This window comes from Bradyrhizobium sp. CCBAU 65884 (assembly GCF_028128835.1).
GTDB lineage: Bacteria > Pseudomonadota > Alphaproteobacteria > Rhizobiales > Xanthobacteraceae > Bradyrhizobium > Bradyrhizobium ottawaense.
Genome location: NZ_LBJU01000001.1, coordinates 445 through 13,372 on the forward strand (window position 1 = coordinate 445; position 12,928 = coordinate 13,372).

At 57.0% G+C, this 12,928-nt stretch carries 8 protein-coding genes and 3 pseudogenes; 3 read left to right on the plus strand and 8 right to left on the minus strand.

Features of this window, described 5'->3' with window-relative positions; translation table 11 throughout:
* The 3 genes and pseudogenes from tnpB (XI03_RS40380) to tnpA form a co-directional block, all read right to left on the minus strand.
* Window positions 1–249, minus strand: a 249-nt coding sequence (gene tnpB / locus XI03_RS40380) for an IS66 family insertion sequence element accessory protein TnpB (RefSeq protein ID WP_442869673.1), incomplete at its 3' end; no start/stop codon positions are given.
* Window positions 159–422: pseudogene (gene tnpB, locus XI03_RS00010) on the minus strand (IS66 family insertion sequence element accessory protein TnpB); the annotation flags it as partial. The pseudogene tnpB (XI03_RS00010) and the gene tnpB (XI03_RS40380), both read right to left, overlap by 91 nt.
* Window positions 419–877, minus strand: a complete 459-nt coding sequence (gene tnpA / locus XI03_RS00015; RefSeq protein ID WP_442869672.1) for an IS66-like element accessory protein TnpA — start codon at window positions 875–877, stop codon at window positions 419–421. The pseudogene tnpB (XI03_RS00010) and the gene tnpA, both read right to left, overlap by 4 nt.
* 89 nt (window positions 878–966) lie before the next feature.
* On the opposite strand from tnpA, the pseudogene XI03_RS40385 reads away from it, so the two are divergent.
* Window positions 967–1,253 (plus strand): annotated as a pseudogene (locus XI03_RS40385) (ATP-binding protein); the annotation flags it as partial.
* Here XI03_RS40385 and XI03_RS00025 read toward each other — a convergent pair.
* From XI03_RS00025 to XI03_RS00045, 5 genes are all read right to left on the minus strand, one after another.
* Window positions 1,186–1,494 carry a hypothetical protein gene (locus XI03_RS00025; protein ID WP_271590950.1) on the minus strand — a complete coding sequence of 103 codons (309 nt, stop codon included), beginning with the start codon at window positions 1,492–1,494 and terminating at the stop codon, window positions 1,186–1,188. The pseudogene XI03_RS40385 and the gene XI03_RS00025 sit on opposite strands and share 68 nt — an antisense overlap.
* 109 nt (window positions 1,495–1,603) lie before the next feature.
* Window positions 1,604–2,953: an MATE family efflux transporter gene (locus tag XI03_RS00030; protein WP_271590951.1), complete on the minus strand. Its 1,350-nt coding sequence runs from the start codon at window positions 2,951–2,953 to the stop codon at window positions 1,604–1,606.
* Window positions 2,954–2,989: 36 nt separating this feature from the next.
* Window positions 2,990–9,448 carry a non-ribosomal peptide synthetase gene (locus XI03_RS00035; protein WP_271590952.1) on the minus strand — a complete coding sequence of 2,153 codons (6,459 nt, stop codon included), beginning with the start codon at window positions 9,446–9,448 and terminating at the stop codon, window positions 2,990–2,992.
* A gap of 1,017 nt (window positions 9,449–10,465) precedes the next feature.
* Window positions 10,466–11,053 carry a GNAT family N-acetyltransferase gene (locus tag XI03_RS00040; protein WP_271590953.1) on the minus strand — a complete coding sequence of 196 codons (588 nt, stop codon included), beginning with the start codon at window positions 11,051–11,053 and terminating at the stop codon, window positions 10,466–10,468.
* Complete coding sequence (locus tag XI03_RS00045) at window positions 11,050–11,298, minus strand: hypothetical protein (RefSeq protein ID WP_271590954.1); 249 nt, start codon at window positions 11,296–11,298, stop codon at window positions 11,050–11,052. The genes XI03_RS00040 and XI03_RS00045 overlap by 4 nt, the downstream gene beginning before the upstream one ends.
* 890 nt (window positions 11,299–12,188) lie before the next feature.
* Between XI03_RS00045 and XI03_RS00050 the strand changes: the two are divergent.
* Together XI03_RS00050 and XI03_RS00055 are read left to right on the plus strand one after the other, a co-directional pair.
* Window positions 12,189–12,350 (plus strand): annotated as a pseudogene (locus tag XI03_RS00050) (IS3 family transposase); the annotation flags it as partial.
* A 288-nt stretch (window positions 12,351–12,638) separates the two neighbouring features.
* The coding region (locus tag XI03_RS00055) for a hypothetical protein (protein ID WP_271590955.1) at window positions 12,639–12,928 on the plus strand (290 nt) is incomplete at its 3' end.

A 12,928-nucleotide genomic window follows, 5' to 3' on the forward strand; every position in this document is an offset into this window, starting at 1 on the left:
GAGATGCACCACGCCGTCGCGGATCGGCGGCCAGGTGAAGTGCCCCTGGTGCAACCACTTCGTCACCAGCACCATGCCGCTGCCGTCCCACGCCAGAAGCTTCACTCTGTCCGTGCGTTTGCTGCGGAACACGAAGACGTCACCACAATACGGATTCNAAGATGCACCGCGCCGTCGCGGATCGGCGGCCAGGTGAAGTGCCCCTGGTGCAACCACTTCGTCACCAGCACCATGCCGCCGCCGTCCCACGCCAGAAGCTTCACTCTGTCCGTGCGTTTGCTGCGGAACACGAAGACGTCACCACAATACGGATTGGCACGCAGCGCTTCGCTCACCAGTGCCGACAGCGTATGCACCGACTTGCGGAAATCGACCGGCTGTGTCGCCAGCACCACCTTGAGGTCAGAGCGTAGCGCAATCACCGGATACCCCGAAGCGCCGCCAGCACTGTCGACAGCGTCGCCAGCTCTACGCCCGGCTCGACCCGGATGAGCGCCCCGTTCACCTCGATCTCGACAACTCCGCAAACCTTGGCCGGCGGCGCGGCGATCTCCAAAGGACTCGTCTGTAGCCCGGAAATACACTCATGCTCGCCCGCTGTCCCGCGATCGCTCCCGGCACCAATTTGGATTGGCACGAAGTTCGGTGCCTTGCCCACCGCCGCCGCAACTTGGCGGCGCCACACCGTAAGCAGCCCGCGCGAAACGCCATTGCGCCGCGCAACCTCGGAGATGTTCGCACCCTCCTCAAAGCTCTCCGCCACGATCCGGGCCTTCTCCTCGCCCGTCCACCGACGCCGTCGGCGCTCCCCGGTAATCACCTCGACGCGACGATAGACGTCATCTTCCTGCCTGGCATCAAGCATGGCATTTGCCATCGTTCCACCTCCACCGATCAGCTCATGCCAGGCTGTATCGAGCGCAAACCGAGCGGCCGCTAGGTGGGGGCCTCATGCCGGTTACGCTCAAAACCCTTGGCCGCGTTCAACTCCTGATACTCGACGAGATTGGGGGCTGTCGGTTCTCAATCCGCCCGAACGGCGCGACCTTCTCGAGATCCTCGATGATCGCCACGGTCGCGCCTGGACCATCGTCACCAGCCAGATCCCCGTCGAACAAACCCCTGAACCAATCACCATGTCGGTCGAAGCGGCCGCTCAGGATCGCGTGAAATATCTGCTCACGATCAAACGAAACGAGAGTTCACCATCGAGTGAAATCGCCGCTCACCATCACCGAAATGCGCAGCCTTAACCGGGCGGGCTTCCAAACTGTCGGCCGGCAGCCCCAGTTCGATTAGATTTGCGGTCAGCCATTCTGACATCGGTCCTGCCTCAAGGTCCACCCGTTCAACTTGACCAGCCCATGGTTCGAGGTACTGCACAATCGATGGCGCGTCCGCCAACGTGGTTCCCTCCCGGATAAGCTTTCCGGTCTCGTCCACCGCACATACCGCAACGGAATTCAGCGAAACATCGAGGCCGACGTAGATCATGACGTTTCTCCTTCGGATAGAGTTGGTCCATGATCGTCAGTCAAAACGTGCCGCGCAGCAAATAGGTCAGGCGATCGGGACCGAATACCCCATCTCTTCCGTAAAGCGGCTACGCTTCATGCGCTCGTCCGATCTGAGCGAATTGGTGGAACATGACGAATACCGCGATCATTCCGGCGCCCAGCTCAGCGATTGCCTGGCTGGCTAAAAGTCCGTTGAAACCCCACATGGGCGGAAATAGCAGTACGGCCGGTATGAAGAGATAGCCCTGCCTCGCCAAGGAAACAAGTGCACTAAGACGTGCTCTCCCGAAGGACTGAAGCATCGTTGTCGCGACGCTCTGAATACCAAAAAGCCCAAAAAAGAGATGGAAGACGCTGCAGGTCGAGACCGCGAGTCTCGTGACATTCTCGCTATCACTGAACAGCCCGACCAAAGGCCGGGCAAAAATCACAACGGCCGCAGAATAGGCAACGGAAAGAGCGACAGTCATCGAGAGCATCAATTTCGCAGCCTTCAATACGCGAGCAAAGTCTCCTGCGCCCCAACCGAAACCCAGGACAGCTTGAGAGCCTATACAGAAGCCTGTGACAGGCAGTGCGCCGATCGTCAGCAATCGCACAGCTATTCCCACGGCGGCGATCGAATCGTCGCCGAACGGCGCAGCAGCTCTGTACAACAGCATAAAGTCAACGGCAGATAAAATGCTGGTTATACTCGCCGGCGCCCCAATGAATGCGAGCTGTCTGATGCGATCTGCTCGCACTGAGATGTGAGATGCCCTGACGCGGACTATCCCTCGAGCATTCGTAAAATACGCGATATAGAGGCTTATGGCTGCGATCTGAGATACCAGCGTTGCGAGGGCTGCGCCTCGCACGCCCAGGTCTAGTAAGAATATGAAGACGGGATCGAGCACAGCGTTCAGTATGAAGGCGGTCATCATCGTCCACATGCTCAATCGTGTGTTACCCTCGGCTCTGACGATGAAGCCGTTGACCATGTTTAGAAGCATCACGGTGTACCCGAACAAAAGCGTCGCCGCGTAGTCGAGCGCCAAGGGCGTAATGGTTGGACTTGCCCCGAGCGTTACAAAGATCCCTCGCAGGTTTAGAAGCAAAGCGACCGTCAAGATGATGCCGATCGGAGCGGCGAGCGCGAGCGCGGTACTCGCGCCTCGACTCGCCTCCAGGTAGTCACCAGCGCCAAAATGACGAGATATGAACGACGCTGTCCCAACCCCAATTCCCTGTCCGACTGCCGTAAGCAAGACCACGATGGGCAGGGTCATGCTGACAGCTGCCATCGCCTGCACGCCAAGTGCGCCAACAAAGATCAAGTTGACGACCTGCTGAAACCCGTTGATCGATAAGCCAATAATAGAGGGAATGGCGAGCCGCAGGATGAGGCTCGAAAGGTTGGGGTCCGATAGATCGATGTGCTGCTTATTCCTTGGCATTACATCGCGATCTCGACGGCGAAATGCGTATCCGGATTATCCATGGATTACGGCGTCGCCCACTTTTCCGAACTCGTTTATCGTCTGCAACAGCTCCTGTTGCAACACCGTGCAAAGATTGCGGGTCACTTCATAGCTGACCTTGGTCGAATTGTACGTCGTTTCGATCTGTAGATGGCAGGCTTCATAGCCGACACTGAACCAGAAGAGGTAGTCCACGCTTGCTTCATCCATGTCTTTGCCGATCCAGAGTGGAGAAGGGTCCTTAGCTAGGAAGCGCCGTGGAAAATGGCGCTGCAAACCCACTCGATAATTCAATCCGATTCGAGGTAAGGGCAGGCGATCGATCCGGCTCCGCACGGCGGGATCTCGGTTCAGGAATTTCATAGCCCGAAAGCCTATCGCCCCGCGCGGCAAGGCATTGCGCTGGCGGTAAATTGAACGAGCACGATCGGGCCGCGGCTCCGTTCCCGTGAGAGCCAAGGGAAGCGGAACGATCTCGCTGATAACGCCGATAATCTGAGATGGATCGAGATCATCAAACAGCCGACCTCGGGTGGAGGTGAGGCTATCAATCCAGAGCGAATAGCTGCCGAAAACGCGTCCAAAGGCGCCAGACATGGCGGCAAGGAACACATCAAAGTCCTGACAATGCGCCGATCTGGCTGCAATATTGAGGAGACCAGCTGTCGCTTCCTTGTCAATCTCCAGATAATACTTGGCCTGATCTTCCCAAAGGGACCGGCAAGCTGCTTCATTCAAGCGACCTTCAAGGCCTGCATAGTGAAGCTCTCTCGCGGTCACTTCCGAAAAGCTCGCAGCCCCCGATGAAGTGTCGCTGACATGTAAATCGAACTGATGATAGTCAATCCCTTCCCAGTATGTGAGTTCAGCTGGCGCTTCGCTGTTCGCGTAGTGCTCAAGGCGCTTCAACCATGGAGAGAGCATTTGTATGTTCTCGGGACCACTCACGGCGTGGCCCGAGGCAAGGGCGTTGTAGGCCGCATCCAATGCTTCCAGGAACAGTCGATAGCCTATCCCGTCCGCTACAAAATGATGCAAGAGGAAGAGCAGATGGTAATCGCCGCTTTCCGAGGTGCGGAACGCCGTGACGTTAGCAAGAGGCGTCTGGCCGTCAAACCGAAACATATGTTGACGTCTGGCTGAGATGCTCTCTATTGCCTTACGCTGCTCTGGGCCGGTCATTCCGATAAGATCGATCTCCTCCACGAGGCGTTCGGCCACGGAAGGTCCGATTGTCAGACGTAGACCATCGTCGGTTCGGGCAACGCGGAGTCTGAGGCCTTCGTGCATATCCATGACATGGGCAAGGGCACGCTCGAGAATTCTGACATTCAGGAGTCCGCGGGGCAAGAAGAACAGATCGCCGATGTTGAAATGCTCATCGAAGCCGGCGAGACGGTTCCAAGATGAGATGGCGGGGGTGACTGGCAATGAGCTGCCCCCGGAAGAGAAGGTATCGAGTGTAACCGCCGCGCCGTCTGCCGCCAATTCCCTGATGGTGGGTGTTCGATAAAGTTGGTTGACAGTGAGATTTAACCCAGCTTTGCGCGCCAGAGTGACGCAGCGCACGCTCAGAAGGGAGTTTCCGCCGATATCAAAGAAGTTCCGATCGATTCCGACCCGCTTGGCGCCTAATAGATCCTGCCAGATCCCAGCAAGGATAAGCTCCTCCCTCGTGCGAGGTTCAGTAGATCGACCAGGGCCGAATTCGCGGTAAGGAACGGACGACAATCGAGCTCGATCTATTTTTCCGCTCGCCGTAAGGGGGATGCCGTCAGCCAAACGGAAGGCGGAGGGAATCATGTAGGATGGCAATGTTTGGCGCAGGTGGGTGACGATATCCCCAGAACTTAGACTTTCGCGAGCCGGAACCACGATTGCGCTCAAGCGACGCTGGTCATCCATGCCGTCTGCGATAACCGCAGCCTTTGCGATTGCCGGATGTGACTCGAGGGCTGTTTCGACCTCCTCCAGCTCGATACGAAAGCCGCGCACCTTGATCTGGTTGTCCGAGCGGCCGCAAATCTGGAGGAGGCCGCTGGTTGAGATGCGTGCGATATCGCCAGTTCGATAAAGAACGCTGTATTGTCCGTGATCATACGGATTGGGTACGAAACAGCGGCTGGTCCGATCTTGATCCTGCCAGTACCCAGCGCTCAAGCAGCGTCCCGCGATGCACAGTTCGCCAGAAGCTCCGACAGGGACTCTCTTCAAGTGAGCATCGAGCACGTAGAGCTTGACGTTATCGATTGGACGCCCAATGGGGACGAGCGACGAGCCGTCGTGGTCCGACGTATCATAGACTGCTGCATTGGATGCGCATTCTGTAGCACCATAGAAGTTCCACAAGGGCACGTCCGGGAAATGCGCACGCCAGCGAACGGGGAGCGAGGAAGGCATCGGTTCAGCGCTGCTTGTAACCAACCGCAAGGTCGTCGGTTGCGGGTGCCGTTCCTGGGAAGCAATGAGGCCGGACAAAAGCGGCGGCGAGGCAAATAAGCGTGTCACGCGATGTCTAGCCAACGTGCACAACAATAGATCTGGATCCAGCAACTGCTCTTGGGTCAGGATCAGCGCGGGTACACCTCTCAGAAGTCCCCCAAGGTACTCCCAAGCGGAGGCGACAAGTGACGCGGACTTCTGGACAGCTATGACGTCTGTACTATCGAAGGGAAAGCGTCGCCACATCCAGTGCAATCGATTGAGAATTGCCGACTCCGGTATAAGAACCCCCTTCGCCTTTCCGGTTGAAGATGACGTGTATATAAGACTTGCAATTCGCTGAGCCGGCGGTGTGCCGTCGCGCTCAAGCTTACGCGCTGGCGCGCAGCTCCCTCCCAAGGTTGATAGACAAATCGACGGCATGTCAAAACCGAGGTCGGAGCTATTTGCGTGAACCAAAAGCGTTGCCTGACTATCTCGGAGGATGTGTTCGATGCGATCACGTGGATAATCGGGCGATATCGGGACAACAATGGACTGCAATGCTCGTGCGGCAAGAATAACAGCGGCCACGTCGGGCGATCGGTCGAACAGCATGGCGACCATATCACCAGCCCCTAGGCCCGAAGCCACCAGCTGCGACCTGATAGCTGTTACACGCTCACGCAGGTGGTTGAATGTGATTTCACCGAAATCACCAAAATACGCCACCTGGTTAGGATGGGAGGCACTTATTTGCTCGAACGCTTCAATAAGCGGACATTCATTCGTATATGGCTGCGCCGATCCATCCAGCGAGTCCAGCATCGCGATATCTGACGCGCTGACGCAACTCAGATCGTTAATTGGCGCAAGCGGCTTCTCAATGCAGGCTGCAATCAGACAGCGTAAATTCTCTGCCATGCGAAGAATCAGATCGCGGGAAAATATGTCTTCCGCATACGCTAGCTGAAGGGCAATTTCGTCGCCTTGCTCTTGTGCGTACAACGTCAGGTCGAATTTTACATAGCCGGTGTCATATTCGCGGAATGACAGATCCAGCTCATGTGGGCCATGTGGCTCCGCAGCCTCGGAGTACATGTTGAACATGACCTGGAAGATCGGTGATCGATCCGCTTCGCGATGTAGCTGGGTATCCCTTACCATCCAGCCGAAAGGATATGCCGAATTTGCAATGGCATCGCTGACCAAGCTATGGATGCGCAAGGCATGAACTGTAAAGGACTGCTCGACATCGATCGCGGCGCGGATCGGCAGCATATTGAGGAAAAAGCCAACGATATCAGCGCTGCCAGGTTGATCCCGTACCACGTGCGGTATGCCAACGATAATATCGTTCTGACCGCTGTACATCCGCAGCAGCAGCTTGAAGCATGCGAGGAGTGTTGTCGACGTGGTGCACCTATGTCGATACGCAAACTCCCGTATCTGATTGGAGAGCTCGCTATCAAGCAGCACCGGATGCGAGGTGCCGCGATAGGAATTAGTCTGCGGCCGCGCGCGTACCGTTCCAAGCGAAAGCACCGGCGGATTATCACCGATCTGACGACGCCAATAGCTACGTTGGTTGGCCAGCGCCTCTGGGGTAGCGTGTTGTGTTTCCCAGGCCGCGTAAGTCGAGAGTGACGCCCGGTTCTCTGGCAAAAACGCCGCGGCATCTGCGTACCTTTGCCGAAGGTCCCTAAGTAGAACTGAGATCGACCAGGCATCGATGATAATTTCGTGAGCGGTGATTAGTATAAGATGATTGTCAGGGCCAAAACGGATCATGCGCGCGCGAAACAAATGGCCTTGGCAGAGATCAAAGCTGCCGTTCAGCTCTGTTCGCCGTAACTCAGCGACCAACTCCTCCCCTTGCTCAGGTGTCAGATGAGATGCATCAGTCAATTCAAGAGCGCATTGCGGAGCCTCAAAAAGCTGAACCGGACCGTCCTCGTCGATAAAGCGGGCCGAAAGTGCCTGATGGGCATGAATGACATCGCTCCAGGCGCGATTGAATGCGGCCAGATCGATGAGGTTCCTTATTCGTATTCCACCTTGAATGACGTAGTTCCGGGCAGACGGATCGAGCTGCGAGAGAAACCATAGGTGCTCCTGAACCCGCGTCAGAGGCGATCGCGCAAGCTTTCCGGTTGCCGGGGCTATGCACGGTTCGGATTCGATTCGGGCCGAGATCGAGGCCGCAAGAGATCGGATCGTTCCATTCAGGACTAGCCTGAAATCCGGTCTCACTCCGAGCTGGATCTGCAACTGACCCAATATGAGCATTGCCCGGAGCGAGTCGCCGCCGAGGGTTATGAACTGGTCATTCACGCCAATGTTCTCAATACGTAGAACGGCGGACCAGATCTGACACAGCTTGGCTTCGAGCTCTGTTTGCGGCTCCTCAAATGGCGTCGGCAAGAGAGGGCGGACACTGTAGGGGTCCGGCAATGCTCCAAAATCGACCTTTCCGTTTCTTGTCAGTGGAATACCGCCGACGTGGATGATCCGTTCTGGAAGCATGTAGGTGGGAAGCGCTTCGGCAAGAAAGTCCTGAAGCTCGCTTTGCGCCAGTTCAGCCGGAGCTGACACATACGCGAAGAGGCGTCTCGATCCACTTTCCCCCCCGGCCCTCGTTATATCTCTCGCCGTCAGCTTTACGCCTGCGCAGGAGGCGACCACGACGGCGCCGCGCACCAAATGATGAGCGGAGAGGCGAGCTTCGATTTCTCCCAACTCAATTCTGTGCCCGCGGATTTTGACCTGACGATCCCGTCGACCGAGACATTCCAAAAGGCCATCAGAACGTACGCGCCCGAGATCACCTGTCCTGTATAGGCGCTGAAAGGATGGGTCGCTCGAGAACGGGTTTGGCCCAAAGGCATCCTTGGTGCGGACATCGTCGTTGACGTAACCAGCAGCGACACCAACGCCGCTAACACAGATTTCGCCGACCTCTCCTGTGTTGCACAGCCGCGGTCCGTCGGCGACATAAACCTCAAGGTTAGGAATCGGTTCGCCGATCGGAACATAAGAGTCAGCCAGCCCAGGCGGCACGGAAACCAGATGATGCGTAACTCCGTCCGCGCATTCGGTCGGCCCATAGTGGTTAAGAATGGGAACCCCGGGATACAAGGCAAGCCAGGCGCGCGCCAATCCGGGTGTTAAGGGTTCTCCGACCGTAGAAATAATTCGCAAGCTGTCCAGAGCTCGCTCGACCCCCGCAAGCGACTGCAGATAGTCAACAAAAACTGCAAGCATCGACGGAACGAATTGAACAACCGTTGCGCCGTAACCTTGGATCGCTTTGAGGAGGGTCACCGGCGATCTCAGCGTCGTATCATCAATAATCGCGACACAGCCTCCCACGCAAAGCCCTGCCAGCAGCTGCCACAGCGATATGTCAAAGCAGTGCGAGGCCGTCTGAGCGATGCAATCGGTCTGAGCGAGGGCTAAGGCATCAATCTTCGCCGCCAAATGATTGTTTAGGGCTGCGCGCTCGATCATTGCGCCCTTAGGCTGGCCGGTCGAACCGGACGTAAATAGAATGTAGGCTGGCCCATTCTCACTTGACGATGGCACCACAGACGAAGTCTGACCCTGTCGTAACGCCGCCTCCATAGGCATGAATTGCGTGGCGCCCTTGTTATTCGCCTGGAACAGGCCGAGCGAATCCAGCTGGTGTGGGCCAATAATCAGAGCGCAGCGGCTCTGCTCGATCATGAATGATGCACGCGAAGCCGGTAACGATGGATCGAGCGGCAGGTACGTTGATGCCGCCTTCAAAATTGCGACGACCGCAGTCGCCCAGTCGAGGTCCCGCTCACCCCAATAGCCGACGACCGCGCCCTGAGCGCCACGCTCTCGCAACGTTTTTGCGAGGGCATCCGATCTTGATCGCAGCGCCTTGTAGGTGAGTTCGTCCGCGCCGACCCTCAGCGCAACCCTCTCTGGATCCGATCTTGCAAGGCGATCGATCGCCATGATCGCGTCGATCGGCTGACATTCCATAAACTGCTTCTTGCCGGATCGAGTCTCCGTAGCCATACGCGTCCCGCCATTCATTCACTTTGTGCGACCCTGAGATCAGAAACTTGTTGAGAGTCAGAACTGCCCGCCGGCGGTGACCGACTCTCGGTGAACTGAACCTCTCCAGCTCTCAGCATCAGACGTGCCAACTTGGCCAAAGGAAGGATTAATGTGCTTTTGCGTCGGCCGGGCGCGGCGCCTCGCGTGTTATTGTCTGGCCCCGAACATAACCGTCTTCAACCGAACGCGGTCATGTTAGGTCATTGCCAATTAATTCTGACTAGATAGGGCCCCGGTATGAACGCCTCGTCATTTGCGCCCAAAGGTGAATATGGCCGAGCCAGATGGCGCGAGTCAGCCTCCGCGCTATAACCACTCGACCATACCACTTGGATCTCGCCTCTTCATGGCGGCAAAGCTGGGCGGCGGATTTATCGGTGTGGACACAGCGCGGTAGCGTCGAGGATGCATTTTGAGCTGTCACTGGTTCCATGCTCGCGACGAGCTCGAAAACTCCTGACGTCCGACCTATCGGATGTGCCGATCTGCCCTGAGGCGCTGTGCACCGGTGGCATCTGGATGGAGGCCACGTTCACTCATGCCGATCTCGCCGCGCGCTGACATCAACAGCTTGCGAACGGTCTCGACCTCGTCCTTGCAAATGCCAGATGCTATCAGCTCGCGACACCGCCGCCGGACGAATGTACGGTTTTACAGCGCTCCTACTCTCGATCTCGCGGGGAGAGCAGGACGGTGCAGACGGGACGCCATGAGGCAACAAAGTACCGAGTCCTTCCAGATCACCGGACGGGTCGTGATGATATGATTTGAATAGAGCAAGCAGCGTGCCGATTGAGGAGTGCAGCTCACTCGGCTGTGGCGACCTTAGAGGCAGCAGCCGCACGCGCCACGTCGTTGGGAAGTACTCAAAGCCGGCATCGGCCTTTACTCGTGGCGCACTCTGGCCTGACCAGTTCGCCATCTCCGCAGCGAAGCTCCGGCATCTGGAGCATGCGAAGCGTCTTCGATTTCCGCTCAATAAGCCGTTCGCAACATTGGCGTGAGTGGGGGCGAAGAACCGTGCTGTATCTCTCCAATAACCTTGAAGCCGTGACGCTGGTAAAAGGAAATGTTTTCCCGATTCGAACTTTCGAGGTAGGCAGCGATGCCCTGCTCATCACATCGTTGAAGAGCGTATTTCATCAGCAAGGTGCCAAGCCCTTGTCCGCCCCAATTCGGATCGACGGCAATGAGAGGCAGATACCAATGTGGCTCGGGGGGATGATGTTCGGCCATTCCCTGCCGGAGGTGTGCCATATCTTCGGTGACCTCCGGGCGCAGGGACAGCGCCATGATTGCGTCCAGCGCATCTTCATCTTGCTGCACGTCGGAAGGCAGCCACAGGGCCGCGGCGCGAACCTCTCCGATGACGTATGCTGTGCCATGCTCGAATGCTCGTCCGCCACAGGCGTTAACGTATTGAGGCATGCTCCTAAGATATTGCCCTGGGTCAGGCCAACTCCAACGCATCAACGGATCGGCGGCAAAGCCGAGCACAATTGTCCAGACAGTGCTTGCCCGAATGCCTGCGTTCGCAGAGGTGACTTCCGACTCCGTTGTCATGATGTCGTTTTGGGCGTCAGAGTTGCAAGGGTGGATACGGGGCCGATACCTCTGAACGGGAGCAGAATGAAATGCAGCACGGAGGTTTCGTCGGGCGCATTTGGTTTCCGTTCCGGGCTCTCCTCCTGCCTCAGAAGGGCGCCTTCGACGGCCGCTTCGGACCAAGGCTTCTCGGTGGGCGCCCCTTGGATCTGGATCTTCGTGGCGAGCACCTGTGCTTCGGGGCCTGGGAGCGTCATCTGCATCCTGCCCTTCCTAACGGAAGCGTCGAATTTCTTGGCCTCGACAACGTTCGGCAGCCCGCTTACGAACATCGTGCGATGGCTGCGCTTGAACCGGGCACCCGGCACGGCCGAGCAGGTTAGCAAACGTCGCGCGTCGATGTCGAGATTGGCAACAATTTTTATGAGGCATCACCTCGTCTCCCATTGAGCTGTTCTGCGTAAGGTCTCTCATTCAAAACACGTGCCAACTGCGAAACCGCATAGACTATCGCCCTCAGTCTGTTCGCCGTCAGCGCCCTTTCATCTTGCTGGCGAACGGATGCCGGGTGTGATTCTGTCTTCACACTGATTCGCAGCGGCGGGGTAAGGCAGGTAAATCTCCACTTGTGGAGAGTGAACAGAAGCAGGCGGCATTGTTGACCCTTCAGTTTCGCGCGGTCACGAGGAGGTCGATTGGGCGAGAGCCGTGTTGCTGATGTTGTCGGGTTGACCAGCCAACGCATTGCGCAAATCGCTTCGGTGGCTGCGCGCTAACGTCGGCTCATCACCCACTTTGCGCGCACATTCATCCGGACGATGCACATGCTTTCGCTCGTCTCAGCGCCCCGAAGCCCGAAGCAGGAATTTGACCTCAGATGCTTACCCGCAGCATTCGCGGGACCGTTGAAGACGGCAAAGGTAGTGTTGCTGTTTGCGTCACCAGGGTTCAGCAGCGTATCCGACCTTCGGGATACAAAAACGAACGACGGCAAGGATTACTATGTGCGTCGCTGGAAAGGGCGAGAACCCTTCCGTGACAAAGGGAGTGGAAGTAAATGGTTCAGGGGTATCGTTAAGTCCTTTGGCGCCCCCGAAGAAATCGGGCAAAAATTTGCAGTTCTCAACGTCGGTGCGTAAAACTCGCCACGGGTGCCGGCCTTCGCCAGCGCATGAGGGCAGTCGCCGAGGTGCGTCGCCGTTTCGGCTATCGACGCCTGCACGTGCAGCTCAAACGGGAGGGCTATCTGGTCAATCACAAGAAGCTGTTCCGGCTCTCGGAGAGCACATCGTCTTGTTTCAAGCATCGCGGAGGAGAATGGTAATATTCCTTTCCCCTTTCCAGCTGGTACTGCAACGCGCTTTGGCCGTCGCCACGTCCACGTTCGATCACTCGATCACTCGGCTCTGCCAAAAGTGATCGTACCTCTTTTGCGCTGGGCAACATCACTGGCGGTACCATCTTACGCAACCAGGGCACTAAATGTCATAAATTCGCAATCAAAGTGTGTTTTGAACGTCGGTTGTACAAATTGCTGCTGGTGGGAGTGAGCAAGAGCGCAATGTTTTTTGCTTAGTGGATTTGTCGAGATGGATATTCGCGCATGGCCTACGACACTGCTACGGTGCAGATGCTCCGCAACGTCCTTGATGAAGTACTTGCTAGCTCCACGTTCATCGGGCAGAAGCACCGCTCTGCGCTGGAGATCGCGGAGCGCATTCTTTGGCTTGCCTCACAGGGAGAGCGGGAGGCCGCAACAATCAAAGAGCACTTGCTGAACGAGTTTTTGGCAAGCGGTAGCTGTAGCGTAAGAGCTGAGAAGGCCATCTCGACGGCAAGCACGGCTCCGCGTTTATCTTCGCACATAAGCTGTCGGGGATACTATCTAGGTGT

What these genes read in the sequence shown, in the direction of transcription:
- tnpA (WP_442869672.1), bottom strand. Translation starts at nt 877, where the DNA reads ATGGCAAATGCCATGCTTGATGCCAGGCAGGAAGATGACGTCTATCGT.
- XI03_RS00025 (WP_271590950.1), bottom strand. Translation starts at nt 1,494, where the DNA reads ATGATCTACGTCGGCCTCGATGTTTCGCTGAATTCCGTTGCGGTATGT.
- XI03_RS00030 (WP_271590951.1), bottom strand. Translation starts at nt 2,953, where the DNA reads ATGCCAAGGAATAAGCAGCACATCGATCTATCGGACCCCAACCTTTCG.
- XI03_RS00035 (WP_271590952.1), bottom strand. Translation starts at nt 9,448, where the DNA reads ATGGCTACGGAGACTCGATCCGGCAAGAAGCAGTTTATGGAATGTCAG.
- XI03_RS00040 (WP_271590953.1), bottom strand. Translation starts at nt 11,053, where the DNA reads ATGACAACGGAGTCGGAAGTCACCTCTGCGAACGCAGGCATTCGGGCA.
- XI03_RS00045 (WP_271590954.1), bottom strand. Translation starts at nt 11,298, where the DNA reads ATGCAGATGACGCTCCCAGGCCCCGAAGCACAGGTGCTCGCCACGAAG.